Origin of the sequence: Neokomagataea tanensis (assembly GCF_006542335.1) — a bacterium.
Classification (GTDB): Bacteria; Pseudomonadota; Alphaproteobacteria; order Acetobacterales; family Acetobacteraceae; genus Gluconobacter; species Gluconobacter tanensis.
In genome coordinates, this window is sequence record NZ_CP032485.1 from 813051 (window position 1) to 839740 (window position 26690).

Sequence of the window (26690 nt, forward strand, 5' to 3'; positions counted from 1 at the left end):
TCACGGAGAGTATTGCCACGATGTTCCCTGTTCGGTCCCTGTGCCTCACCACGACAGCTCTACTCGCTATCTCAAGCTTTGCTTATGCAAAGCCTGTGCACACTGCACCTAAAGCAGCCGCAAAAGCTCCCGTTAAAACCTCGCACGCCCCGGTCAAAACCGCACAAGCTCCCGCCAAACCTCGTCCGCACGCCATCGATAATGGCGGGAACGAAGTCATGATTATTACGGGAACGCACGCAACAAACCGTCATGCGCGGGAAAGCACGAGCCCCATCACCGTCCTGAGCTCTGCAACATTACGCCGCTCGGGCCAGATGAACCTCGCTGATGCACTTACAAAAACTTACAGCTCGATTAACGTCGCAGCTAAAGGCACAGACACAGCATCGCTGACATCCTCCATTCAGATGCGTGGCCTGAACCCTAACGAGGTGCTTATCCTCATTGACGGCAAACGCCGCCATGCAACAGGCAACATCGTCCAGAACCCAGGCCCACAATTTGGCGCAACCCCTGTCGATCTGAACATGATCCCAGCCAATATGATTGATCATATTGAAGTACTGGAAGACGGTGCGGCCGCTATGTACGGCTCAGACGCTATCGCCGGCGTTGTGAACATCATCACCAAAAAGCAAGACCATGGTTTCAACATGTCCGCACAGACAGGCGCTAACGCCTATAACGGTGACGGTTGGCAGTACCAACTCAACGCCGATGGCGGTTTAAAAGTTGGAAGCGATGGTTACATCCACATTGGTGCGCAGCTCTACCATACCGACCACTTCTTCGCGAATACACAAGACCACCGCTTGCTGGGCTACTGGCCATCAGGCGCCAACACGAACGGCTACTATAACGGTGTCGTCGCAAACGCGATCAACGTACCGACAAACTCCAACAAAATTACAAGCACACCTGAAGAAACACGTGAAAATATCGGTGTAGACTTCGGGAAAACTATTTCAGAAAAAGTCGATTTTTACGGTCAGGTTACATACGCCCACCGTCACGCTGAAGCTATTCAGAACTACCGTATTCCCACCATTGCGCCAACGCTGTATCCGACAGGTTTCTCCCCTACTGAAACCATCGAAGAAAACGACTTTGCTGCAACTTTGGGTCTAAAGGGTCAGAATTTCTTCGGCTTTGACTGGGACCTCAGCACCGTTTATGGCGCTGATAGCGACATCATTGGTACAAAAAACACAGCTAATACCGGCATGTTGAGCAGCCGATGCAACAACGGAAACGTCGCAAACGTCTCGACACTCGGCTGTGGCTGGTCCCCAACAGACGTCAAGGCATTGGGCTACCGTAACGCACAGTGGACCAACAACCTCGACATTCGCCGTCACTTCAACATCATGGACAGACTGCCTGTCGTGTTGGCTTTTGGTGGCGAGCATCACCTCGACATGTACACAATCACGCCGGGTAACCCTGCTTCCTACGAAGTCGGTGGCACGCAAGGCTACGCTGGCCTTCGCCCACAAAGCTCAGGTGACTGGAGCCGTAACGTATGGGCGGGCTACGTCGATACCGACTTCCATCCGCTTAAGCAGTGGGACCTCGATTTCGCTGGTCGTTTCGAGCACTATACCGACTTCGGCAACACGCAGAACGGTAAAGTCTCCACACGCTACGACATCACACCACGCATCGCTGTCCGCGCTACAATCAGCACGGGCTTCCGCGCACCTACACTGGCAGAACAGCACTACAGCACTATGAGCGTCAGCCCGACATCAGCAAGCGGCCTATTGCCGGTTAGCTCTGCTGCTGCACGCCTTCTCGGTGCAAGCCCACTTAAGCCAGAGCGCGATGTCAGCAGCAGCGGCGGTATCGTCGTAGAGCCAATCAAAGGCTGGCACGTTGAAACTGACGTCTACCAAATCAATATGCGTGACCGTATCGCGCAAGGCGGCACAACCAAAGGCCAGGCTGCAGTCGATGCTATTCAGGCAATGGGCTACGCCCTTCCTGTGAACAGCATGGATATTTCTAACGTCTCTGCTTACTACTTTGCGAACGTCGCAAGCACACGCACACAGGGTCTGGACATTAAAACAGACTATCTGCTGCGCCTGCACAAATACGGCAATGTCTCGCTTTCAGCATCACTTGACCTCAACCGTACACGCCTGCATCACGCAGGTACGGACAGCAATGGCAACTCACTGCTGAACGCCCAGACCATTGGTTACCTGACAACAAGCTACCCGCGTAGCAAGCTGATCTTGAACGCCTACTACACCGTTGGTGCATGGGATGTGAACTTGCGCCAGACACGTTACGGCCAAACCACAAACATGATGACCTATCAGGACTGGACGCCCAGCTCTGCAACATGCCCAGGAAATGGCGCCCTGCGCTACTCCAATGTCTGCTTCGCACAGTTCAACAACACACCACGTTGGTTGACAGATCTTGAAGTTGGCTACCGTGCAGACGCACACTGGCACTTTGCCGTGGGTGCAAACAACATCTTCAACATCCGCCCTCGCAAACTGTCACCTGAGTTGAGCTCTTATGGCGCAACCATCTATGACAACGCGTCAGCGCAGGTTCCTATGAATGGCGGCTATTACTACGGCCGTATCAACGCAACCTTCTAAAATTACCAACACAAAAAACCCCCGTTTCCTTAGCGGAAACGGGGGTTTTTTTTATGAGATAAGCGCATTACGAAAAGGGCAAAGAGGTTATTAGGCGTATGTGCGCTCCAAAAGACGAGCAACCCGCTCTAATACAGCCTGCTCTTCTTCCCCAAAACGGGCCTTGATAGGGCTATCAATATCTAAAACACCAATAACAACATCGCCCGACATAAGCGGCACGACAATCTCTGATGCTGACGCAGCGTCGCACGCAATGTGCCCGGGAAAAAGATGAACATCCTCTACCCGTTGTGTTACGCGCTGCTCCGCCGCTGCACCACACACCCCACGCCCTAAAGGAATGCGTGTGCAGGCCATGCGCCCTTGGAACGGCCCCAAAACAAGCTCCTGCCCCACCAAGCGGTAAAAACCTGCCCAGTTTACTTGGGGCAACGCCTCATAAATCAACGCAGAAACATTCGCCATATTCGCGATAAAATCACTTTCTGACGCAATGACGGCTTCTACGGCATCCACTAAATCTTCTTGCGTAATACGCTGTGCAGGAGCGCTCATCTCATCCCCCTTAGAGCGTAACACGCTCAATATCAGCGCCACATGCGGCCAATTTACGGTCTACGCCTTCATAGCCACGGTCAAGGTGATGAATATCGCCCAACTGCGTTTCACCCTCTGCCGCCAGCCCTGCCAAAATGAGAGAAAAAGAGGCTCTCAAATCCGTTGCCATCACTGGCGCACCGGACAGCCGCTCCACACCACGAATAATCGCAGAGCGCCCTTGAGGCTTAATTTGCGCCCCCATACGGTTCAACTCTGGCACGTGCATAAAACGATTTTCAAAAATCGTTTCCGTAATTGTAGAAGCACCCTCAGCAACCGACAGCATGGCCATAAATTGAGCCTGCATGTCCGTCGGGAAGCCTGGATAAGGCTCAGTGACAATATCCACACCGCGTAAAATACCGGTACGCCTTACTCTCAGGCCACGTGCATCTTCCGTCACTTCTACGCCTGTTTCTTCGAGAGTCCTGATAACAGCTCCCAAATCATCAGCGCGCCCACCAACAAGGAGTAAGTCTCCCCCTGTGATACCGGCGGCGCATGCATAAGTGCCGCACTCGATACGGTCAGGCATGACAGCGTATTCAGCCCCATGAAGAGCCTTTACACCTTCAATAACCAGCGTCCCGGAGCCAGCGCCCGTGATCTGCGCGCCCATTGCGTTCAGGCAATTCACCAGATCCGTAATTTCAGGCTCACGCGCGGCATTAACAATTTCCGTGCGACCATCGGCTAAAGTCGCAGCCATGAGAAGATTTTCCGTCGCACCTACACTCGCGAATGGCAGAATAATCCGGCCACCCTTCAAGCCGTCAGGCGCGGAAGCGTTGATATAACCACCTTCCAGTTCGATTTTTGCGCCAAGAACCTCCAAGCCCTTTAAGTGCATATCGACCGGACGCGTCCCGATGGCACAGCCGCCCGGCAGCGAAACACGGGCTTCGCGGCGACGCGCCAAAAGCGGGCCAAGCACCAAAATAGATGCACGCATCTTGGAGACAATATCGTAAGGCGCCTCAACCGAGGTAATCTCACCACCGATTGAAAGAGTACGCAGCCCGCATTCCTCAACGGTGATGCCCAAACGACGCAGCAAATCGCACATTGTCCGAATATCGGCAATTTGCGGCACATTCGACAGCACTAGACGGTCCGGGCACAAAAGCCCTGCAACCATCAGTTTCAATCCAGAATTCTTAGCGCCGGCGATATCAATTTCGCCCTCAAGGCGCTTACCGCCACGAATAATAAAACGGTCCATGGTTCACGATCCTCGGGGAGCGAAAAATATTAAAGGCGGGGGGTCGTTACACCCGACTGGCGCATATACTTGCCCGCACGGTCAGCGTAACTCACTTCACACGGGCTAGCCCCTTGGAAGAATAAAAACTGGCAGATGCCCTCATTAGCATAAATCCGCGCTGGCAAAGGTGTGGTGTTGCTGATCTCAATCGTGACCTGCCCCTCCCATTCAGGCTCAAGAGGGGTGACATTTACGATAATACCGCAGCGGGCATAGGTTGATTTTCCTAAGCACACCACCAGTGTATCACGCGGGATTTTGAAATATTCCACCGTATGCGCCAAGGCAAAGCTATTCGGCGGAATAATGATATCACCACGTCGCGTTACGAAACTGTCTTGCGTGAACTTCTTGGGGTCAACGACCGCACTGTCCACATCCGTGAAAATACGGAACTCATCTGCCACCCGCGCATCATACCCGTAGGAAGAAAGCCCGTAGGAAATCACACCTTCGCGTTTCTGGGCTTCCACAAATGGCTCAATCATACCCCGTTCCGTCGCCATTTGGCGGATCCAAGTATCAGGCATGATAGGCATTGCGTTTATCCTTGCAGCAGGGGGGCTACCCCATGCTCTAGCGATACCGTGCGTAGCGTGCAATCCATGTAAGGCCCCTCTTTTACAAAGTAGAGGACGTCACAGGTACCTTTCCACCCCGGCGCGGCCGTAATTCACTGATTAAGACACCAGCCACAATCAACGCAGCACCTACCAGAGTGTTCACTCCTAAAATATCCCCGGCAATCCAGCCGACAAGACCACCCCAGACTGGCTCACCGGCATAAATGACCGTAGCACGAGCCGGGCTGACTGATTTTTGTGCCCAATTCATCACGAGCTGCACCAAAGCACTCAGTGAGGCAAGCGCAAACGCGCACCCAAACCATACCCACGAAAAGGTGGGTACAGGCTCCCCGACGATTGGGACCAACAGCAAGGCCACAAGACCACCAGCCCCCAACTGCATGACTGTTACCCGGCGGCTATCAACGCCCTGCGCAAACAAGCTGATGAACACAATTTCCAAAGCAATAGCCACTGCCGCGACTACCGTCACAGTGTCTCCATGGCTTAAAGACAGCGTTAGAGCCGCAGGGCCTGCCAAAAACACTAACCCGGCAAACGCGCAAGCAATGCCTATGAAATTCATGATATGGGGCTTTTTGCGCAGTATCACCCACTGCAACAGCGGCACTAAGGGGACGTAAAGTGCCGTCAAAAAAGCCGACCGACTGGACGTAATCGTCTCCAGCCCCATGCATTGCAGCGCATACCCCAGCGCTAGGGGAACACCAATGAATACACCCGCGACCATCTCCCGCCGCTGCATTTTCAAAACCGTTTTACCGCTCAGCAACGCTACCATCACGGCGGCCATGACAAAACGGACCCCGACGAAGAATAACGGCCCGCAATGCTGCATCGCCAGATGAAGCACCAAGAATGTTCCGCCCCATAAAAAGGTAACAAATGTCAGGGCTAATTCTTGCTTGGACAAAAAGCCTAGGCGCGGCTCCGTGCTCATTCTGGCCGTGTGCGTTGTTGCTGCTTGCGACGCATCAAATTTGCTCTGAGCGCTTTTGCTTCACGTAAGCGCCGCTCTTCCTGAGCTTGCTGCGCTCTCGTTGTCACATGCGTCTGCTCTTCTTCAGCGTGCGGTTGCTGTGTCGGTGCAGTCTTTCCGTCGTCGTTCAAAATTCCCCTCCCTCAAACGTCTGGCGCAAATCTGACCCTAGAATTTCATCATAAACACCCAAGGTCGCAGCTTGCATTTTTCGTACAGTGTAATCGCGCAAAACATGCGCACGGGCATTTTCGGCCAGATAGGCCAGTGTGTCCGCTTCCGTCGTCAATAGACGTTCCAGCTCATTGGCCAAAGCATCAGAATCATCGGGCGGAATGACAACTCCTGTCTCATCGGGGATAATCGTTTCCATCATTGCCCCCTGTGCGGTGCCAATAACGGGCTTACCCATTAATTGAGCCTCGACCACGGTCCGTCCAAATGGCTCTGGCCGAAGCGATGGCGCGACAACGACATCAGCCAATGCGTAGGCTGCAGTCATGTCAGCACAATTCCCGGCAAAACGAACCCAACTCCTCAACTCCAACGCTGAGACGCGCTTGCTCAGCCACATCGCAAAAGCCGGATCGGTTTCTGGACCGATAAACACACATACCCAACCAGAGGGTAAGAGCCTGCGCAGCTTTGCAAGAGCATCCACTAAAACGCCTTGCCCTTTCCACCGGGTCAAGCGTGCTGGCATAAGGATCACACGCGCGCCATGGGGCAAATCCCACGCCTCGGCCAGACGCTGAATACGCTCCCCAGTTACTGAAGCCGGGTCAAACCTGACGGGGTCAGCCCCTCTCGGAATCAAGCGGAGTTTTTCGGGGGTAACGCCATACTCTTTGGTCAAACGGTCCGCTATATAGCGCGAAATAGCGATAACCCGCGTACCCCGCACCAATGCCGAATTATAAAGCTTCTTACCCCACCACGTTGCGTGGTGCGTGCCATGCCATGTCGTAACCATTGGCACACCAACCCGGCGGCACGCCAACCACGCCGCCCAAGCCGGGACCCGTGAGCGCGCATGCACAAGGTCGACGCCATACTCACGAATAATGCGCTCTATCGCTCTTGCACCACGCAAGATTGTCCATAACGATTTTTTTTTGAGATCTAACTCTACATAATCGGCGCCAGCATGGTGCAGTTGGACAAGCAACGTACCTTGGCGTGCAGCGACAACAGCTTCCCCGCCAGCTTTTTGAATGGCCGTAGCAATTTCTACGGCTCCACGCTCCAAACCACCCGTTCCGAGCGCGGGTAAAACCTGCAATATGACTGGGCGTGTCGCCCGGAGAGATGAGCCTTTGGTCATGATATACGCTGGGGCAAACCTTACGGGATCAACGTTTATTACACCGCGCAAAAACGGAATTTTGCGCAGCACAGCGTGGCCTCTGTAGCACACCGCCCCCGATCGCGCGACGAAACCCACCCCACCGAAAGAAGAAAAATATGCGACATGTTGCAAAAGGTGGCTGAAATATCACGCTCGCGCCACCTTAGTTGCGGATAATTATCCCGCAGGAATCGTAACGACTGCGGCCGCTGCATGATTGGTTGCTGCCAGCGCACTTAAAACCTGCACCATCGTGAAAGCCAGCTTGCTCTGGAAGTCCTTCTCATCAATCCAATACCACGTATCGTTATACTGGATCGCAGCATAACGACGGTCAGGCGCCTCAGGGCCTGAGTGGATGGCAACTTCTGGGCGACTATCAATGCCAAGCTGCCCAATCGTTGGAGGGGTGCGCCCGCTCTTAATATCCTCTTCCGGCACCTCAATTTCGTAAGCCAACTGGGTAAGCATGGCGAGCATAGAACGCGTCAAAATAGCTACTTGGCCGGGCCTCTTAGGGTAAGGACCATAAACAATTTCAGCCTCAACAGCTTGCGCATCCAGATGCAAAAGGCGCCTTACCTCAGCCTGTATCGCTAGCAAATTGCTGTCTGACGTTGCGGATAAAACCAGATATACATGCTCCGCCCCATTTGAGCCGGCAGGTTTTTTACTAGGATCATCACCCTTGGCATCAGGTGGCGAGTCATTGGTGATGCGGACCGTCATGGCCCCTGCCAGTTGAAGCTCGCGCAGATCGTGCAGCAGAAGGTAGAACCGAACAGAACCACCACCAGAAGGGCCGGCTCCCAAACCGCGAAAATTCGATAAGCCGTCAATCGATTGCGCTGTTAGCCTCAACAACACATCAATTGGTAGACCACCCAAGCTGAGAGGGATGATCACCGTCGGAGAAATTGGCCGGACGACGTTCTCAGCGTATTGCTCACCCGTGACTGGCTGATAGGTGAAAGTTGGGCTTTCCCCTGATGTATAAGTCGACGAGCCTGTCAGGTAATTACTGATCGCTGTAGCAGGATAGGCGTAAAACGCCCCTGAAACACTACGCGACACGCTATACCCCGCAATAACCTGCGTCGTGTCCAAAAAAGTTGGTGGATCTGCATATCTCAAACGAACGATATTAAGCAGCATCTCTTTTTTTTGCATTTCGCCAAGGGCGCGCGAGTACTCTAATTGGTCATTCTGCAAGTGCGCAGGACCAATAGGCCCACATGCTGCCAACACGGACAGCATTCCCAACACAACCGGACGAAAAAACAAAAATCTCTTCATGATCCGCACAGAGTGAACGATTCCGCGGCTGAGAGAAAGGCATCGCACGGCAAACAAAGTCATTTTCAGGCGTTTTTTCATCAGCTTGTCTCATACAGGCACTTGCAAGCCCGTGTGAGCCTGCCTAAATTCCATTCTGAAATCTGCGACGGGCCTTAAACCCTAGCGGGAAGACAGTCACAAAGGGCTTGCCCTCGGTGCCACGATTGGGCCGGGTCAAGCCGCTGAAAGGACAGAACATGAGCAAAGTTATCGGTATTGACCTTGGCACGACCAACTCCTGCGTGTCGGTCCGCGAAGGCGATGAAAACCGCGTCATCGAAAACAGCGAAGGCGCACGCACGACGCCATCTATGGTTGCTTTCACCGAAAACGGTGAGCGTCTGGTTGGCCAGTCTGCAAAGCGCCAGGCTGTAACGAACCCAACAAACACACTTTATGCCGTCAAGCGCCTCATCGGCCGCCGTTATGACGACCCAACCGTTGCTAAAGATAAGGACATGGTTCCTTACGGCATCGTAAAGGGCGACAACGGCGATGCATGGGTTGAAGCACGCGGTGAGAAATACGCTCCTTCACAAATCTCTGCCTTCGTTCTGGGCAAGATGAAGGAAACGGCTGAAGCACATCTGGGCGAAACCGTCACCCAAGCTGTGATTACGGTTCCTGCCTACTTCAACGATGCGCAGCGCCAAGCAACGCGTGATGCCGGTAAGATCGCCGGTCTTGAAGTCCTGCGTATCATCAACGAACCAACAGCAGCAGCTCTGGCTTACGGCCACGGCAAGCGCGATTCCGGCACCGTTGCTGTCTATGACTTGGGCGGCGGCACGTTTGACGTTTCGATCCTCGAAATTTCTGACGGCGTGATCGAAGTAAAGTCCACGAACGGCGACACGTTCTTGGGTGGTGAAGACTTTGACAACCGCATCATCGACTTCCTCGCTGGCGAGTTCAAGAAAGAGCAAGGCATCGACCTTCGCGGTGACAAGCTCGCTCTTCAGCGCCTGAAGGAAGCCGCAGAAAAGGCAAAAATCGAGCTTTCCTCTTCCAAGGAAACCGAAATCAACCTGCCGTTCATCACGGCCGATGCGTCGGGCCCGAAGCACCTTGTTGTGCGCCTGTCCCGTGCAAAGCTGGAAAACCTCGTCGACGATCTGGTTCAGCGTACGCTGGCACCATGCCGCGCCGCCCTCAAGGACGCAGGTGTCTCCCCAAGCGAAATCGACGAAGTTATCCTCGTCGGTGGCATGACACGTATGCCGAAAGTCATTGAATCCGTTAAGGAATTCTTTGGCAAAGAGCCAGCTCGCAACGTGAACCCAGACGAAGTTGTGGCTATCGGTGCAGCGGTTCAGGGCGCTGTTCTGAAGGGTGACGTAAAGGACGTTCTGCTCCTCGACGTAACGCCACTGTCATTGGGCATCGAAACACTGGGGGGCGTCTTCACACGTCTGATCGATCGCAACACGACGATCCCGACGAAGAAGAGCCAAACCTTCTCGACAGCCGAGGATAACCAGAACGCTGTTACCATCCGCGTCTTCCAAGGCGAGCGCGAAATGGCAGCAGACAACAAACTGCTCGGCAACTTCGACCTGCAAGGCATTGCTCCTGCACCACGTGGTGTTCCTCAAATCGAAGTCACCTTTGACATTGACGCAAACGGCCTCGTGAACGTCACAGCAAAGGACAAGGCAACGGGCAAGGAACAGCAGATCAAGATCGAAGCATCAGGCGGCCTGTCTGACTCCGACATTGACCGCATGGTTCAGGAAGCTGAAGCTAACGCTACCGCTGACAAAGCCAAGCGCGAGCTGATTGAACTCCGCAACAGCACCGAAGGCATGATCCACCAGACCGAGAAGTCTATCTCTGAAGGTGGTGACAAGGTTCCTGCAGCAGAGAAGTCCGAAGCCGAAGCAGCAATCGCTGAAGCACGTGAAGCTCTGAGCGGCGACAATGCCGAAACCATCAAGGCGGCAAGCGAGAAGCTGACGCAAGCTGCGATGAAGGTCGGTCAGGCCATCTATCAGGCTGAGCAGGCTTCCCAGCAAGCTGGCGGTGCAGAAGGTGCAGCTAAAGACGACGACGTCGTTGACGCTGACTTCGAAGACGTCTCAGAGCACAAGAAGCACTAATCGGGTATAACGTCTCCGGGGGAGTATAACCCCTCTCCCGGGCAGTTTTTCCGACGGGCGCCCGTTCCTCAAAAGGGATGGGCGCCGTTCTTGTTTTAAGTCCTGCCCAAGCGGGCCGATACCAGGAACCGACCCCATGGCCACCCAAGCCGATTATTACGAAGTTCTAGGCGCCGCACGCGGTTCATCCGATGCGGAACTAAAAAAAGCCTACCGCAAAAAAGCTATGCAATATCACCCGGACCGCAACCCGGGCGACGAGACAGCAGAGCAAAAATTTAAAGAAATCAACGAAGCCTACGACGTCCTTAAAGACCCACAGAAACGTGCAGCTTACGACCAGTATGGTCATGCTGCCTTTGAAGGTGGCATGGGCGGTGGCGGCGGTGCCGGGTTCGGTGGCTTCGGTGCTGGCGCAGGCGGTCTGGGCGATATTTTCGATCAGATGTTTGGTGACATGATGGGCGGCCGCCGCAGTGGTGGTGGACGACGCACTGGTGCCGACATACAGGTTGAAGTCGAACTCACACTGACGGAAGCCTATAGCGGCGTCCAAAAATCAATCGACGTTCAGACCCGTGTTTCGTGCGAAAGCTGCCATGGTTCAGGCTCTGCTGATACGAGCGGCAGTCAAACATGCGCAACCTGTCATGGCGCAGGCAAAGTACGCGCACAACAAGGTTTTTTCCTTGTCGAGCGCCCTTGCCCAACCTGTCACGGCTCGGGCCGTACAGTACGCAATCCATGCAAAACATGCCATGGCAGCGGCACTGAAGCAAAAACCAAGACCCTTCAGGTCGATATCCCCGCAGGCGTTGAGGACGGCACACGCATCCGTATGTCTGGCCAAGGCGAGGCAGGCGGAGAAGGTGTTCCCCCCGGTGACCTGTATATTCACGTCAGCGTAGCCTCGCATCAGATTTTCCAGCGTGAGGGCGCCAATGTTTATTGCCGCGTGCCGCTGCGTATGACGCAAGCAGCATTGGGTACTGAAATTGAGGTTCCCGTCATCGACGGTACACGCTCACGCGTACGTATCCCTGCCGGAACGCAAACAGGCGAAACCTTCCGCTTGCGCGGAAAAGGCTTCTCCGTCCTACGCTCCACCGCGCGTGGGGATATGTACATTCAAGTCTCTGTGGAAACACCACAGCATCTGAGCAAGCGCCAGAAAGAACTGCTTGAGGAATTTGAGCAGGAAGCGGGCGAAGACCACGCAAAAGCTAGCCCTGAAAACTCTGGCTTCTTTGCAAAAGTGCGTGACTTCTTTGACGGGCGCTAATTGAAGCGAACGCTTAACTGTATAAAAAAGGCGTGGCCCATGTGGACCACGCCTTTTTTTCAGCCCTTGCGGCGATTTTTAAAAAACTCGACTGCGGCCACAGCTACCGAAATTACTGCCAGTATTTGCTGACAATGGGGCCTGAAGCGCTTGGGGCCAAAGGACGCCATAAACGTAAGGCCAGTCATAGCCACTTCACGGCCACGCCCCGCGTAGCGCATGGCGCCACCGAGGCCCTTGCAGCAAGATTTACCAGCTTTAGAATTAGCCGAACATGAAGCCGTTTGTGCTTTGATACCCATTTGCCATTCTCCTTCTTAGACGCGCTAATACTGAGAGATTGGGGCATAATGATGCCAAGGCAAGAGGTCAGTCTTCTTGACCGTCCCTTTGATGCTTTACTGTATCTTCTACTTTATCGAGCCCAGGTGCCGATGGGTCGTGCATTTTTAACGATTGCAGAGCATTCCAAGCCAATTCTGGTTGGTGGCGCTGTAATTCCGCATCGATAAGCAAAGACCATGCCTGCGTATCCGCGGCATCATTCGTCGTACACACCAACAGATCTTCAACAGCGCCATCGAAATCGCCCGCAGCAAGGCGCAGGGCACCGCGCTGACGCCTCAATATTGGCTGATCATCTTGAAGGGCTAAGGCAGTTGTAAGGTAGCGCTCTGCCGCCTGAAAATCACGCTTAGACAGTGCTGCATCGGCACTTTGCAGCAGAAGGCGCGTACCGCCTTTCAAACCTTGCAGGCGCAACGACTCGGCGCTTTCACGCAGGGACGCTGCATGAGCCCCCTCAGCCTTAGACAGTTGCGCTTCTAACTCAGCAAGCCGCTCAGCGCGCGTGGGTGCCTTATGCACCACCTTGGGGCCTGCTGGGGCTTGTGGCATAGGAGCAGCCCGCACGACGCTCATACCACAAAGCAAAACGGCGCAAGCTGTAAGCCCGCGCCGTTTCGTCATAAGCCGATTCATCATAGAAGACGGCCCAGCCGTAATTAGCCCTGACGAGCCTTCATGCGTGGGTTCTTCTTGTTGATGACATACACGCGGCCACGACGGCGGACAACACGGCAGTCCTTATCACGGACCTTGGCGGACTTCAGGCTGTTACGGATCTTCATGGTACTTCCAGGCTCTCGACTGTGAAACCCCGAGGGGTCGTGCGGAACGGGACGATACGCCCGTAAAAAGAATGGCTTCGCTTACCGATGAGCCTGACGAGAGTCAAGTATAACCCGCACAAGAAGGCAGAAAAACGTATAAACACCCCTCCCAAAGCCACTATGTGACGAGATGCAACAGGGTTAACTCAGCCTCTTGCTCTTCGGAGCATTTATAACGATCATATTGGCATGATGATGCGCCCTGCCAAAGCGGCCCTTCTGCTAGCCGCTTCCTTTCTTTTGCCGTTTTCTGCTCATGCTGCGGGAAACACTGCCCCAACGAACGACGACGACCCCTCAATCAACATGCAGGGTGCTGTCGTCAATAAGATTTTGCAAGTACTTCAAGTACGGCAGGACCTCGTCGGCGACTCGTGTTACGCGGCGCTTAAAACAATGCACGATGCTGACGCTCAGCTGAGTAAGGAAGAATCGAACGACCGCAACCAAGATATCGGCGTTGCCCGAGATGTCGCCTCTTCGGCAATGGAAGATGTGACAACAATTTGCGGCGCTGACGCACAAACAATATGCCGCACGCCGGACCCGCAGCATCCACAACTTGCCGTAGCGTGCCATGCTCTACCGCATGATCTTTCTACGCCGTAATGCAATCAGGCATATGACAATATCATGACGTTGCTCGGCGCCAGTTTACCTTGCGCCCCGCGCACAACATGATGGCTCCATATCTGATCTGATGGAACATCCTTCTGTTCCGTCGCAGCAGGAGCCCGTTATGCGCCACCGTTCTTTTGCTCTTCTCGCAGGTTTTGCTTTTCTTGCCCCCAGTTTTGCCGCTGCAAAACACACCCCACAGCACCACACTGCATCAACTCAAACGCCGGGTGCTCTGCTCTCCAGCTCCCCTCTCGCAGCGCCGCTCAGCCTGCCAGAAGCTGGTGCCGCATTCCGAATAAGCTACACCGCCACTGACGGCGTAACGGGCCACGGTATTATCCCCGTAACTGGCGAAGTTATTTTCCCCGCTGGCCCTGCTCCGCAAGGAGGGTGGCCCATCGTCGCATGGGCACACGGAACCGTCGGCCTTAATGATTCCTGCGCTCCCTCCCTCAACGCCCATAGCAAACGTGATGCGACCTACCTAACAGCGTGGCTCAAGCGCGGCTTTGCTATCGTCGCAACGGATTATCAGGGCCTTGGCGGTCCGGGGATGCACCCTTATCTGAACACACGCGCCGAAGCATACAGCGTATTAGATGCTATCCGCGCATCCCTCTCCGGATTAAGAAACCTTCAAAATAAAATTTTGATTGTAGGCCAGTCACAGGGCGCGGGCGCCGCATTCGCATCGGCGGCTTTTGCACCAGCTTACAGCCCCGACCTCAACATCCGTGGAACGGTTGCCACTGGCATCCCTTTCATCACGCCGCAAATGGCGACGGCGCTCGTTCAGCCTCTTCCTAGCGGCACTCCCAGCCCAGCACCTGGGCAGGACCCCCTCGTCTCTTACGTCCTTCTTATCGGTGCTTCCTTGGGTGGCCTGAGTCCGGATTTTCATCCAGAGGCAGCCTTTACTCCCGCAGCAATGAATGCGTACCGCGCCGCTTCAGAAACCTGCCTGACAGGCTTGGAAGACGACGTCGCCAAAGAAGGTTTGACGCGACAGAGCGCCTTTAAACCGACCCTCCCGCAAGCGTTGGCGCCGGCGTTTATGTCGCTCTCCTACCCGACGCTTCACCTAAAACAGCCACTCTTTGTCGGAACGGGGAGCGCAGACCAAGACGTCCCCACCGCAGCACAGCTAGGCCTCGTCAAAGCAGCTTGCGCAGCGGGTACCACCGTACAAGCACATCTCTATCGTGGTTTGAACCACTCCCAAACCGTTAATGCGTCTTTGGCGGACTCTGCGGCCTTCACACAGGCCGTTATGAATAACCAGCCAGTAACGCCAATCTGCGCGCCAGTCGCCCAGTAGGCACCAATATTAAAAAAAACCCGCTCTCTTCATCTACGAAGGGAGCGGGCGTATAAATTGCACTCAGATCATACCACCAGCATGAAGCCTCTCTCACCCTGAGACCTCACACCTGCCTCTATGTGTGAGGCGACCGCTCCACGGCCCAGATGGCGAAGGCTTGCACCAAAGCGACTTCTTCCAAGCGCTTATAGCGCCCGGAGGAACCGCCATGCCCAGCATCCATATTGATACGGCACAAGAATGGCCCCCCTGAAGCCACGTCGCGCAGGCGCGCAATCCACTTGGCTGGCTCCCAATACGTCACGCGTGGATCAGACAAACCGCCCATCGCCAAAACAGCCGGATAAGCCTTCGCTGTAATGTTGTCATAGGGTGAATAACTGGCGATACGATCGTACGCTACTTCATCCTCCAACGGATTGCCCCATTCCGGCCATTCTGGCGGCGTCAGAGGCAACGACACGTCTGACATGGTGTTGAGCATATCAACAAACGGTACCTGAGCTGCAATGCCCGCAAACAGCTCGGGCGCCATGTTGGCAACTGCCCCCATCAGCAGCCCGCCAGCAGAACCACCATGCGCAACGATACGCCCCGCTTGCCCATAGCCTTGGGCGACCAGATGCTCAGCCGATGCAATAAAATCCGTAAACGTGTTGGTCTTTTTCTCCGCACGGCCATTCAGAAACCAACTCCAGCCCTTCTCCGCACCTCCGCGAATATGAGCAATCGCATAAATCCAGCCACGATCAACCAAGCTAAAGGCAGAAACAGAGAAAGTGGCGTCCATTGAAATTCCGTAAGAGCCGTACCCGTACAGAAGCAATGGAGCAGAGCCATTAAGCGCCTGACCGCGCTTCATCAGCACCGTAACAGGCACCTGCTCCCCATCCGAAGCCGTGGCAAAGAGACGGCGCGTCTCGTAGTGTTCCGGGTCGTGCCCCGATGGCACATCCCGGACTTTCTGCAAAACACGCTCCCCGGTTTTAACGTTATAGTCATACCAATGCGCTGGACGCGTCGGGGACTGGTATACGTAACGCAGTACGGATTGCTTATATTCTGGGAACCCCAGCAACGTCAGGTCATAAGCAGGCTCATCCATGCGAATAGACGTCGCTGCCGCACGGACATCACCCGTCACCCCATGCGGGACGACATAGAGATTAATGTTCCCGTCGCACCGTTCGGCCCATGCCAAATATCCCTCTGAAGCCGCTGCCTCGAGGACATAGTGCCCAATTTTGTAAGGGACAAAGCTACGCCAATGTTCCCGGTCCGTTGCTGTATCTGGCGTAATCATCAGCTGGAAATCAACAGCGCCATCCCGGTTGGTCAGCACCACAAAATGGTCGTTCCAATGCGTCAGCGTATAGCGCTCCCCACGCACTAAAGGTGCGGCAATGACAGGCGCCCGCTCGGGGTGTTCTGCCGGGATAAGCAGCGTCTCATTGGTGTCGTGGTCGCCACGCTCAATGATGATCCATTTGCGCGAAGCACTTGTACCGATGCTGAGAAAGAAACCGGAGTCGGTTTCCTCAAATACAAGCACATCATCACCGCCAAGAAGCGGCCGGCGGTAAATTCGGGATGGACGCCCATGATCATCCCGGAAAATCCAGAAGAGCCACTGGCTATCAGGGGAGAGCGTGAAGCTCCCCGTTGCGCTCTCAACGGGCGGTGCACATAACGCGCCAGTCTCTAGATCCCGCACCTGAATCCGATAGACTTCCGACCCTTGCACATCCTCAGCAAACACGTAGTAACGGTGATCGGAAGAGTGACCTGCCGCCGCTAGAGCATAATAGGGAAAGTCCTTTGCTCGTGCTTCAACGTCCAGCAAAACTTCCTCAGCGCCGCCGCCGCGTGGCTTGCGAGCCCGCAACGGGTGCTGCGCTCCCTTTTCGAAGCGCGTGTAATATTCCCACGCACCGTCAGGTGTCGGCACAGATGACTCGTCAGGCGGGATGCGACCAATCATTTCTTCCAGCAGTGTCTTTTGCAGATCCTGCGTGTCATGAAGCACCGCATCAGCGTACGCGTTTTCGGCCCGCAGATGCTCCGCTATATCGTCACGCAGGACTTTCGGGTCCCGCAAAACCTGCTGCCAGTTTTCATCCTTCATCCAGAAGAACTCATCAACGCGCGTACGCCCGAGCTGAGTAATGCTATGCGGATCGCGCCGTGGCGCAGGAGGGGTGGTGCTGTGCGATGTGCTCATGAGCCAAAATGTGGCGCAGAATTAAGCGCTATTCAATGGGAGACATCATCACACGTTACAATGTTTCCAGATGCTCACGCGTTGCCATGGCAGCGTGGTGTACCGATGGTAACAAAGAGAAATCCTGAAGCACATACAAGACCAAAACTGCCAGCAAAAGAAACGCCAACAATCGGCCGAAGATACGAAAAACACTATAGAGAAGAAAAAAGAATACCCCCCAAAGAAAAATATTTTGCAAAATCGGATTAATACCAAAATGAACCAAAATACTTCTTAGACTTGTTTCTATAACAGCAATAACAGCTACGATTACGCCGATAATGGCAAGAATAACCGTACAAACCATATTAAACAGCGCGTGCATCTTAAAATTCCTCCGGATCGATACAGCATTACAACACGCTTAACGGTCGTAAAAGAATAATAGCTGCACCCGCTCTAGGGATAGACGAACCGCAGAAGAATGATAAGGAAGATCATTCCTGCCATAATGCCAGTGTCCCGCATATTGCTGGGCCATGTACGGCATTCCCTATTTTAAAATGGTGATTTGCCTGATGCCGAGCGCGTCTTCCTTATTCATAACAATCGTTCAGTCTATTCTCCCCATTCTCGTCACACTCGCACTTGGCTATTACGCTGCATTCCGGCGCGATTTTGATGCTGTGCAGGCCAGCGTTCTGACACGCCTAGTCATGCTTTATGCGCTCCCCATCGAACTGCTCGCATCGATCTTAAGTACGCCGCGCGCAGAAGTCATGACAGCAGGTCCCATAGCCGTGCTTATATGTTTTGCGATGATCGGGGGTTATGGCCTGATATTCGGCGTTTTGCATGGCATTTTCCGCTTCCCCCGCCGTGAAGCCGCAATGATTGCCATGGCAACAACCGGGCCTTCCGTGCCGTTTATAGGTATTCCCGTACTTGGTCAGCTCTTTGGCCCGGCTAGCGCTGTCCCCATTTCAGTTGGTGCGCTGGCAATGAACCTTGTCCAGATGCCGCTCTCTTTTATTTTGCTGCAGCAAACCAAACCATCTGCCCCGCAGGGAGAGCATAGAGCAAACCCACTAATGGCTCAGCTCAAACACGCTTTCAGAGAACCTGTCGTGTGGGTACCTATGCTCGCCCTTGCATTGGTTTGCGTAGGGTTCTCCCTACCACCTTTTCTGAAAGGCTCCCTTTTACTGCTCGGGCATACAACTGGCGGCGCTGCTTTGTTTGCGTCCGGCGTTGTGCTTTTTACACGGCAGGTCCGCTTTAGCCCGCTTGTAGGCCTTGTCATATTTGCAAAAAACCTTGTTATTCCGGGGATTATTTACGCCATCGCCCGCATGTGGCACCTGCCGCACATGCCAATGCGCGAAACTGTGTTGACGATGGCCATTCCCAGCGCCTCCATCAATGTTATTCTAGCGATGCGCTTTCAGGTTCTTGAGCGTGAAGTTGCGTCTATTCTGTTCTTCGGAACGCTGAGTTCGATCGCAACCATGTCCTTCTTTATCTGGCTGACATCCTGATCAAGACATTACTGGAAAACACTATGCCCAGCTTTCTCTTTGTCTGTACCGGTAACATCTGCCGCTCTCCACTCGCTGAAGTCGCTATGCGGCACGAAGCCGAGAAACGCGGCCTCACACTGGACATCGACTCCGCAGGAACAGGGCATTGGCACATCGGAGATCCGCCCGATCCACGTGCACAACGTGTCGCGCGCAAACATGCTCTTGATGCATCAACACTACGCGCACGCAGCGTTAATCCAGAAGATTTCCACAGATTTACCCACATCATTGCACTAGATAATTCCCACCTTTCTGCCTTACAGAAAATGCGTCCACATGATGCAACAGCAGAGCTCTCCCTGATGCTCGATCACCTCCCCGGGCGCGAAGGCGATGACGTTGAAGACCCCTATTACGGGCCTGATTCGGACTTCGATACAGTCTGGAAAGAGGTGGAATCTTCTTGCAAAACGCTTGCTCACAACACTTTGGACCGCTGATCAATCGGCCCTTACACAGATGGAGACACACCATGTCCACTCTTGCTGAACTACTTCTGATTGATCCGTTCCCCGCCCCCATTGACACGCGCCTCAAAACACTCTTCACCACTCATCAATTCACGACTCCACAAGAGTTATCCACTATTGCTCCACGAATCCGTGGAGTCGCGACAGGCGGCGGGTCTGGCCTTCCTCGTGCTATCTTGGATTCCCTACCAAATTTAGAAATTATTTCCGTAAATGGCGTTGGCACGGATCAAATTGACCTCAACGAAGCCAAAAAACGTAATATCCGCGTTACAACAACGCTTGGCACACTTACGGACGACGTAGCCGATATGGCTCTTAGCCTCTTACTGGCCACACTGAGAAACACCGTCAAGAACGACAGCTTTGTCCGCAGCGGGCAGTGGGGAGCCATTCAGCCGCCTCTCGCACGAACAGTACGTGGCCGTAAGGTCGGTATCGTTGGTTTTGGTAATATCGGCCAAGCGATTGCGCATCGCGTCAGCGCTTTTGGGGTAGAGCTGGCATACTTCAACTCCCGCCAACAACCTGAAAGCCCAATCCGCTTTGAGCCTAACCTGTTTGCCTTGGCGGAATGGGCCGATGTTTTGATACTGGCCGTCTCAGGCGGGCCGCGCTCAGCAGGTATGATCAATGCAGATATTTTGAAAGCCTTGGGGCCAGACGGTGTTTTGATCAACATCGCACGGGGCACCGTAGTCGACGAAGATGCGTTGCTTGACGCCCTTCAACTTGGGACTATTGCAGGCGCGGGTCTGGACGTGTTCCAAAACGAACCTGCCATCAACCCTCTTTTCCTGACGCTGCAAAACACAGTCCTTCAGGCGCACCAAGCATCGGCAACGCTTGAAACGCGTAGCGCAATGGGCAACCTCATGGTCGATAACCTGATTGCGCATTTTGAGGGTAAACCACTCCTTACCCCCATTCTTTGAACCAGTATCGGCAGGGTTATACCCTGCCGTCTCCCCTAACCTGCAAATTGCTCGGTGATGATTCTCTCAGACAGGCTATGATCCGGGTCAAACAATATCCGGGCGTGGTAGGAGCGGTCCTCGCACACCGTCACATCAACAACATCACGAATTTCAGTGGAGTCCGCGACTGCTGCCGTCGGCCTTTTTTCAGTGTCTAGCAACGTAAAACGAACAGTCGCTGTCGCGGGTAACAACGCGCCTCTCCAACGCCTTGGCCGAAAAGCCGAGATAGGCGTCAAAGGCAAGATATTCGCGCTAAGCGGTACAATTGGCCCATGCGCCGACAAATTATACGCCGTCGAACCTGCAGGTGTAGCAACGATTATCCCGTCGCACACAAGCTCTTCGAGACGTGTACGTCCATCCACTTCAATACGAATATGTGACGTCTGGCGGGTTTGCCGGAAAAGGAAAACGTCATTAAACGCCAAGGCTTCAGCCACTTCACCGGAAGCCGTGCGGGCCGTCATTTTCAGCGGATGCAAAATCGAAGGCTGCGCCCTCTCCAAGCACTCCTTCAGTTCATCTTCGTGCGGGGCATTCATCAGAAAACCAACAGTACCGTAATTCATACCATATACGGACACGTCCAGCCCCATCACGGCATGAAGCGTTTCCAGCATGAAACCGTCACCACCGAGGCACACAACAACCTCAGCATCATCCAATGCGACATCACCATATCGCTCAATAAAGCGACCGAGCGCTTCCTGCGCTTGTGGGGCGCTTGAAGCCCGGAAAGCAATTTTCATGATGAAATCAGATCAACCGGCGATTTTCTTGAACCTGCATACGCTGACGCGTTTTTTCTACAAGCTCTATATCGATTTCAGCAACACCCCAAGACGGCTCAGCCCCTAATTGCAGTACGACTTCACCCCACGGATTTATCACCATCGAATGGCCATAGGTCTGCCTTTCTGTACCATCCGCCTCAACGTACCAACCCGTTGTGCCGCACGCAGCCACCCAAGCCTGCATTTCAATCGCTCGGGCACGCAGCAACACCTCCCAATGCGCCTCCCCCGTTTGTTGGGTAAAAGCTGCTGGCAGAAGTAACATTTTCACGTCGGCCGCGCGTAATGCCAGAAATAACTCTGCAAAACGCATGTCGTAACAAATAGCCAATCCCGTGCAGACATCATTGATGTCAACAGTTGTGACCTCTTCGCCCGGCACATAGGTTGCGCTCTCGCGGTAGCCATCTCCGTTGGGCGTTACAACGTCAAAAAGATGGATTTTACGGTAACGCGCTGCCTCATGACCATCAGGGGAAAAAACAAGCGTCGTATTAGCCAGACGCGTTTCACCTTCCTGCTCCACACGCTCGCCGATTGAGCCTCCATGGACCCAAATGCCGTGCTCAAGCGCCATCGTACGCAGCGCTTCGTAAAGCTCTCCCCCCTTCTCCCCCGGTGGGGGTAGAACCTCAGATGCTGCCAGCTTCACGTCCCGCGTACCGCCCAAACAGCTCCAAACCTCTGGCAAAAGAACAAGCTCAGCTTGCCCTTCCCGTACTGCCTCGGCCACCAAGCTTTGGGCTTGAGCGATATTAACTGCCCGCTCCGTGCCCGGCGTCATCTGAATCAGTGCGATACGCATTTATCGTGCCCCTGTGGGTGTTCCTTAGGTTCACTGATACGCGATGGTCAGCCTGTACGTAAGCCCTGTCTTTCTTCGGAGAGTGCTTCCTGAGCAAAACTCACGACTAATCCTTCAGCTATACGCCCGATATCAATAGTTGCTGGAGAAAAACGGTAATCTTCAACTACGCTTCTTTGCTGACGAATAGCCCCAGGAACGCGACTATCCTTCCGAATGCAGCCCGCCAATTCCGGCTCCCACTTTAAAAATGATCGGCACGCCATGAAGAGCTTTTCGAAGGTTTTTTTGCCACTTCGATGACTTGCAGCCTGATTAATAACGACCTGACAATCCATTACTCCACCACCAGAAGCCCGCCTGTCCCGCGCGTATAATTTCATAACAGCATACACATCCGCCAAGGCTGTAGGCTCTTCTGTCGTTACTGCAATCAAACGATCTGCCATAACGGATAAATGCCGCGTCACAGCATCTATCCCTGCACATAAATCCACTACGATAACGTCGTAACGACGCAGAAGCCTCAAAGACAGTAAAAGCCGATCCGCGCTTGCACGCTCCAGTCCCGTCGCCGTCGACAGCCCTGATCGCCCCGGCAAAACATCAAATTGTAGAAGGTGCTTTCCACGCGTCATTACACGGGAGGAATAGGTCTGGATTGCATCTTCCAAACGACATTTCCCGGATAGTAAATCGACCAGATCGTAATGTGGGGCCAAGCCTAATTGCAGATCCACATTCGCCAGGCTGAAATCACCGTCCAAAATCAGGACGCGCTTGCCAGACCGCGCCAGCTCATGCGCTAAGGAGACTGCAATCCACGTTTTTCCGACGCCCCCTTTCCCGGATGCTACAGCAACAACCCGCGTGCGCTCCCCGTCAGGCAAAATACGCGCACCATCCATCGTCATGAGCGACAAAACGTTATCTCGTTCGATTTTTTGCATCATTGCTTCGCTCATTGCACTCGTCCTTGTGCCAGCATATGCCGCGCCATTACCGCAGCGCTTGGCGATAAAGTAGGGCTCTTGGCCCGCGATACATCCTGTTTACCCACCACATGCCGCGATACCGCCCGCTGAGGCCGCACTGGGAATTCCTGTTTTACCGCCTGCTGAAATGGGAGTACCCGATCCCGCATCCGGACCAGCACTTGCCGCAATATAGCTGGCGTTAAAGGCTGCAATCCTTCAATTACGCTCCGCCCGGTGCTGATCTCAGCCAAAGGCACTCCCCTTAATCCCGCTTGAACAATCCCTCCCATACGCCGACAGCAATCCGCCTTCGAAACGATAGTATTTTGGGCTCCTAATGCCTGAAACATGGACAAAACTTCGCATGTTTCATCTGCATGCCCACCAGCTGGGTGAACAACAGCAAGCGAACCAGACACTGCAGCCTTAATTTCATTCAGACGGTCCAATAACGCACCATCCCACGGGGATACCCCGAAAGTATCGACAAGCATCATCCGTCTCTGCCCTTCATGGGCATACAGCGCTTTAAGCGCCATAGGCGTATCAACGGCCCGCAATTCAACACCCAGTATCTTCATACAAGCCGCAAGCTGCTCAAACGCGCCTGACCGTTCCGTATCCATCGTAACAACGAGCGGATCACGCCCTGACAAAACCATTCGTGTAGCAAGCCGCGTTACAGCCAGTGTTTTACCCCCACCGGGAACACCACAAACAACAAGCGGAGTTTCCTCACGGGCCAGGCTCAACCCGCCAAACCTAACATATTGCCCCAAAATCATTGCCTCACGCTCGGGGCTCGCCCCTGCAGCGAGTTCGGGCAGGTCAAATCCGTGCCATTCTGGCAATGAACGCTGAGCGGAAGCCTGCCCCTCCTCCATTGAGGAAAGCACGCTAACGGGCGGCCCGGCGTCCTCTTCGGCTTCTTCTCGGGCAACCGTAATTTCAACGCCACCACCACGCAGACTGCGTGAGCCCAAAATAAGCGCATCTTCACCGAAATCTCTGCGCAATACGGCCATCGCGGCAGACATGGATGCTTCCCGTATGAGCTTTACGCGCACAACACACCCCGCTTTCCATCATGCCTCATGACACAACCCCAATCGTACGAATTTTTACGCGGCTTGAGATTTCAGCTTGCGACAACACCATCGTGGCAGGTCGTATACGCTCAAGCACCATCCTGAGCGGCCGTCTAAAACCTCCTGCTACGAGCAGAACAGGATTCTCGCCCTGCCCTAATGCGGTTTCCAATGATTGACGCAATTTCATGACCAACTCGTTAAGAGCCGTCGGTGGTAACGCTAATTGCCGGTCATCCGCAGGCCCGACCATATTTTCGGACAAGCGCATTTCCCAATCAGGGCTCAACGTCAGAACAGGAATATACCCTTGTGGCCCTGTCACAGCCGCACTGATTTGCCGCGCTAATCGGACACGCGTATGCGCTGTTAAAGCCGGTACGGTTTTAAAACCAAGACCACACCCCTCCTGTAGCGCCTCCAAAATTCCTGCCAAATCGCGGATCGAAATACGTTCTGCCAGTAAGCTTTGTAATACGCGTTGAATGATGCTGACTGACACCTGAGACGGCACCAAATCCACAACAAGCTTCTGTTGTTCACGTGGCAACTCATCCAGCAGTTTTTGCGTCTCGGTGTACGATAAAAGTTCGGACATATTTTCACGCACCAGTTCCGTAAGGTGCGTGATCATCACACTTGCAGGGTCCACCACTGTATAACCACGTATCAGGGCATTTTCTCTTTGCCCTTGATCGATCCAGCGCGCAGCCAAGCCAAAAGCTGGTTCTTTGGTATCTTCGCCTACAAGGTCCGGCACGCCTCCAGCAGGGTCCATAGCCAGAAGATGATTGACCTTGAGGCCACCTTGTCCAACCGAAATTTCTTTAATTTTTACGCAATACGTATCCGCATCAAGCTGCAAATTATCCTGAATACGCACCGGGGGCAGCACGAACCCCATTTCTCCCGCAATTGTACGGCGAAGCACCTTAATCTGCTCTGTCAGACGCGCACTCTCCCCGCCCGCAATAGACAGAAGGTTAAACCCCAACTCCAATTTTAAAAGATCAACGCGCAGCGTCTCTGAAATAGGAGCTTCTGCTGGCTGTCCGGGATGTGGCATTGTTTGTGCCGCATCGTCATCCGCTTCATCCCGTAAAGGGGAACGATAACGCCACCAAGCCCCACCTCCCGCCAAGGCAGCCAAACTTAAAAACGGTATTGCTGGCAGGCCGGGCATCACCGCCAACATCAAGGCTGAACCCGCCGCCAGAGCAAGAGGCTTAGGATTACCACCAAGCTGCTTCACGAGCGTTACGTCTGCCCCACCTTCCATACCGCCTTTGGTCACGACGATACCTGACGCGGTTGATACCAATAGCGCAGGGATTTGGGACACCAAACCATCACCGATGGTCAAAGTCGTGAACGCAGACATAGCGTCCATGACCGACATATCATGGCGCCCCACGCCAATGGCCAACCCTCCAACGATGTTAATGGCCGTAATAATCAAACTCGCAATGGCATCGCCGCGAACAAACTTAGCCGCACCATCCATGGCTCCATAAAAACCGCTAATTTCTTCCAGCTCACGCCGTTTCTGGCGTGCAACTTTGTCGCTGATGGCACCGGATGATAGCTCTGCATCTATCGCCATCTGCTTTCCCGGCATTGCGTCGAGCGTAAACCTCGCAGCTACTTCCGCAATACGCCCGGACCCCTTCGTGATGACCATAAAATTCACCACAAGCAAAATCGTAAACAAAATTGCCCCGATGAGCACGTCACCGCCCATCAAAAACCCGCCAAAAGCAGCGACGACATGGCCAGCAGCATAAGAGCCTTCATAGCCATGGCTCAAAATAAGGCGCGTCGTCGCGACCTCCAACGACAACCGCAGCAGGGTGGTCAACAAAAGCAAAGTCGGGAAAGACGTGAAATCTAATGGGCGTTGTAAAAACAGCGCCACCATTAAAACAAGCACGGATGCTGTAACGGAAAGCGCCAAGCCGACATCCAAAATGAATGTTGGTAATGGCAATACAAGAATAGACAATAAGGCTGCGACAGCGAGCGCCAGACCAACATCTGTCCCGGGTAGAAAATGCGTACTTCGCTTTACCCAGCTTGGTAACGGAAGGGCTGGCAGAGCCAGATTAAGCGAAGGCAAACGCGCAAGGACAGGCGTTTTCGCACTATTATTACCCATGAATTGCCTCCCCAAGCATCCAAAATATGCCCGTGAGAGACAATCGCATCAGCTCATTAAGAAGCGGTTAAAATTTGGTTTTTTCAGACTTTACAATTTCGGTCATAGTCACGCCCAAACGCGTTTCATCGACCATTACAACCTCACCACGCGCAATCAGACGATTATTCACCATAATATCGATGGGATCTCCAATTTTACGATCAAGCTCAACAACAGCGCCACGCCCTAACCTCAAAAGCTGGCTAACCTGCATCGACGTGCGCCCCAAAACCGCACTAACCGTCACTGGCACATCGTAAATTGCCTCTAAATCATGCGCGAAACGTGGTGTTTCTGTTGCTGAACCAACGGTATTTTCGTCTGCTTTGTCAGCGCCGACTTTAAACACATCCATAAC

At 53.8% G+C, this 26690-nt stretch carries 26 protein-coding genes; 8 read left to right on the plus strand and 18 right to left on the minus strand.

Annotation, left to right across the window (positions count from 1 at the left end):
- Positions 1 to 20: 20 nt before the first annotated feature.
- The gene (locus tag D5366_RS03800) at positions 21 to 2621 is read left to right on the plus strand and encodes a TonB-dependent receptor plug domain-containing protein (RefSeq protein ID WP_141493807.1); all 2601 of its coding nucleotides are present in this window, start codon (positions 21 to 23) and stop codon (positions 2619 to 2621) included.
- A gap of 90 nt (positions 2622 to 2711) precedes the next feature.
- Here D5366_RS03800 and D5366_RS03805 read toward each other — a convergent pair whose 3' ends face one another.
- From D5366_RS03805 to D5366_RS03830, 7 genes are all read right to left on the minus strand, one after another.
- Positions 2712 to 3179, minus strand: coding sequence for a GAF domain-containing protein (locus tag D5366_RS03805; protein ID WP_141492358.1), 468 nt, complete (start codon positions 3177 to 3179; stop codon positions 2712 to 2714).
- A gap of 10 nt (positions 3180 to 3189) precedes the next feature.
- Entirely contained in the window at positions 3190 to 4446 is a 1257-nt protein-coding gene (gene murA / locus D5366_RS03810) for a UDP-N-acetylglucosamine 1-carboxyvinyltransferase (protein ID WP_141492359.1), read from the minus strand.
- A gap of 29 nt (positions 4447 to 4475) precedes the next feature.
- Positions 4476 to 5027 (minus strand): dCTP deaminase, encoded by a 552-nt coding sequence (dcd, locus tag D5366_RS03815; protein WP_141492360.1) that lies wholly within the window; start codon positions 5025 to 5027, stop codon positions 4476 to 4478.
- Positions 5028 to 5109: 82 nt separating this feature from the next.
- Positions 5110 to 6015, minus strand: a complete 906-nt coding sequence (locus tag D5366_RS03820; protein ID WP_141492361.1) for a DMT family transporter — start codon at positions 6013 to 6015, stop codon at positions 5110 to 5112.
- The gene (locus D5366_RS11790; RefSeq protein WP_170211018.1) at positions 6012 to 6185 is read right to left on the minus strand and encodes a hypothetical protein; all 174 of its coding nucleotides are present in this window, start codon (positions 6183 to 6185) and stop codon (positions 6012 to 6014) included. The genes D5366_RS03820 and D5366_RS11790 overlap by 4 nt, the downstream gene beginning before the upstream one ends.
- Positions 6182 to 7378 carry a glycosyltransferase family 4 protein gene (locus tag D5366_RS03825; protein ID WP_141492362.1) on the minus strand — a complete coding sequence of 399 codons (1197 nt, stop codon included), beginning with the start codon at positions 7376 to 7378 and terminating at the stop codon, positions 6182 to 6184. The genes D5366_RS11790 and D5366_RS03825 overlap by 4 nt, the downstream gene beginning before the upstream one ends.
- A gap of 201 nt (positions 7379 to 7579) precedes the next feature.
- Positions 7580 to 8698, minus strand: a complete 1119-nt coding sequence (locus tag D5366_RS03830) for a hypothetical protein (RefSeq protein WP_267298723.1) — start codon at positions 8696 to 8698, stop codon at positions 7580 to 7582.
- Positions 8699 to 8937: 239 nt separating this feature from the next.
- On the opposite strand from D5366_RS03830, the gene dnaK reads away from it, so the two are divergent.
- Positions 8938 to 10839, plus strand: a complete 1902-nt coding sequence (dnaK, locus tag D5366_RS03835) for a molecular chaperone DnaK (RefSeq protein ID WP_141492363.1) — start codon at positions 8938 to 8940, stop codon at positions 10837 to 10839.
- A gap of 136 nt (positions 10840 to 10975) precedes the next feature.
- The gene (dnaJ, locus tag D5366_RS03840; protein ID WP_141492364.1) at positions 10976 to 12121 is read left to right on the plus strand and encodes a molecular chaperone DnaJ; all 1146 of its coding nucleotides are present in this window, start codon (positions 10976 to 10978) and stop codon (positions 12119 to 12121) included.
- Positions 12122 to 12180: 59 nt separating this feature from the next.
- Here dnaJ and D5366_RS03845 read toward each other — a convergent pair whose 3' ends face one another.
- The 3 genes from D5366_RS03845 to ykgO form a co-directional block, all read right to left on the minus strand.
- The gene (locus D5366_RS03845; RefSeq protein WP_141492365.1) at positions 12181 to 12423 is read right to left on the minus strand and encodes a hypothetical protein; all 243 of its coding nucleotides are present in this window, start codon (positions 12421 to 12423) and stop codon (positions 12181 to 12183) included.
- A gap of 67 nt (positions 12424 to 12490) precedes the next feature.
- Positions 12491 to 13090 carry a tetratricopeptide repeat protein gene (locus tag D5366_RS03850; protein ID WP_141492366.1) on the minus strand — a complete coding sequence of 200 codons (600 nt, stop codon included), beginning with the start codon at positions 13088 to 13090 and terminating at the stop codon, positions 12491 to 12493.
- A 35-nt stretch (positions 13091 to 13125) separates the two neighbouring features.
- On the minus strand, positions 13126 to 13251 hold the full coding sequence (gene ykgO, locus D5366_RS03855; protein ID WP_003625637.1) for a type B 50S ribosomal protein L36: 126 nt from the start codon (positions 13249 to 13251) through the stop codon (positions 13126 to 13128).
- 231 nt (positions 13252 to 13482) lie between these two features.
- On the opposite strand from ykgO, the gene D5366_RS03860 reads away from it, so the two are divergent.
- Positions 13483 to 13902, plus strand: coding sequence for a hypothetical protein (locus D5366_RS03860; protein WP_141492367.1), 420 nt, complete (start codon positions 13483 to 13485; stop codon positions 13900 to 13902).
- A gap of 130 nt (positions 13903 to 14032) precedes the next feature.
- Positions 14033 to 15232 (plus strand): lipase family protein, encoded by a 1200-nt coding sequence (locus D5366_RS03865; protein ID WP_141492368.1) that lies wholly within the window; start codon positions 14033 to 14035, stop codon positions 15230 to 15232.
- A gap of 118 nt (positions 15233 to 15350) precedes the next feature.
- Here the strand turns inward: D5366_RS03865 and D5366_RS03870 are convergent, their stop codons facing one another.
- Both D5366_RS03870 and D5366_RS03875 read right to left on the minus strand, forming a co-directional pair.
- Entirely contained in the window at positions 15351 to 17456 is a 2106-nt protein-coding gene (locus D5366_RS03870; RefSeq protein ID WP_141492369.1) for a S9 family peptidase, read from the minus strand.
- A 55-nt stretch (positions 17457 to 17511) separates the two neighbouring features.
- On the minus strand, positions 17512 to 17823 hold the full coding sequence (locus tag D5366_RS03875) for a hypothetical protein (RefSeq protein WP_141492370.1): 312 nt from the start codon (positions 17821 to 17823) through the stop codon (positions 17512 to 17514).
- A gap of 193 nt (positions 17824 to 18016) precedes the next feature.
- Between D5366_RS03875 and D5366_RS03880 the strand changes: the two genes are divergently transcribed.
- Genes D5366_RS03880 through D5366_RS03890 form a run of 3 tightly spaced genes read left to right on the plus strand, consistent with a single transcriptional unit; the run spans position 18017 to position 20426 of the window.
- The gene (locus D5366_RS03880) at positions 18017 to 18976 is read left to right on the plus strand and encodes an AEC family transporter (RefSeq protein WP_141492371.1); all 960 of its coding nucleotides are present in this window, start codon (positions 18017 to 18019) and stop codon (positions 18974 to 18976) included.
- Between the two features lie 23 nt (positions 18977 to 18999).
- The gene (locus D5366_RS03885; RefSeq protein WP_141492372.1) at positions 19000 to 19461 is read left to right on the plus strand and encodes a low molecular weight protein-tyrosine-phosphatase; all 462 of its coding nucleotides are present in this window, start codon (positions 19000 to 19002) and stop codon (positions 19459 to 19461) included.
- A 32-nt stretch (positions 19462 to 19493) separates the two neighbouring features.
- Entirely contained in the window at positions 19494 to 20426 is a 933-nt protein-coding gene (locus tag D5366_RS03890) for a 2-hydroxyacid dehydrogenase (protein WP_141492373.1), read from the plus strand.
- 35 nt (positions 20427 to 20461) lie between these two features.
- Here the strand turns inward: D5366_RS03890 and D5366_RS03895 are convergent, their stop codons facing one another.
- The 6 genes from D5366_RS03895 to fliN form a co-directional block, all read right to left on the minus strand.
- A complete protein-coding gene (locus D5366_RS03895; protein ID WP_141492374.1) occupies positions 20462 to 21220 on the minus strand; it encodes an NAD kinase in 759 nt (252 codons plus the stop codon).
- Positions 21221 to 21227: 7 nt separating this feature from the next.
- The gene (locus D5366_RS03900) at positions 21228 to 22070 is read right to left on the minus strand and encodes a carbon-nitrogen hydrolase family protein (protein WP_141492375.1); all 843 of its coding nucleotides are present in this window, start codon (positions 22068 to 22070) and stop codon (positions 21228 to 21230) included.
- 47 nt (positions 22071 to 22117) lie between these two features.
- Entirely contained in the window at positions 22118 to 23035 is a 918-nt protein-coding gene (locus D5366_RS03905; protein ID WP_170211038.1) for an AAA family ATPase, read from the minus strand.
- On the minus strand, positions 23032 to 24084 hold the full coding sequence (locus D5366_RS03910) for a flagellar biosynthesis protein FlhF (protein ID WP_141492376.1): 1053 nt from the start codon (positions 24082 to 24084) through the stop codon (positions 23032 to 23034). The genes D5366_RS03905 and D5366_RS03910 overlap by 4 nt, the downstream gene beginning before the upstream one ends.
- Before the next feature lie 55 nt (positions 24085 to 24139).
- A complete protein-coding gene (gene flhA, locus D5366_RS03915) occupies positions 24140 to 26290 on the minus strand; it encodes a flagellar biosynthesis protein FlhA (RefSeq protein WP_141492377.1) in 2151 nt (716 codons plus the stop codon).
- 67 nt (positions 26291 to 26357) lie between these two features.
- The gene (gene fliN / locus D5366_RS03920; RefSeq protein ID WP_141492378.1) at positions 26358 to 26687 is read right to left on the minus strand and encodes a flagellar motor switch protein FliN; all 330 of its coding nucleotides are present in this window, start codon (positions 26685 to 26687) and stop codon (positions 26358 to 26360) included.
- Positions 26688 to 26690: the final 3 nt, after the last annotated feature.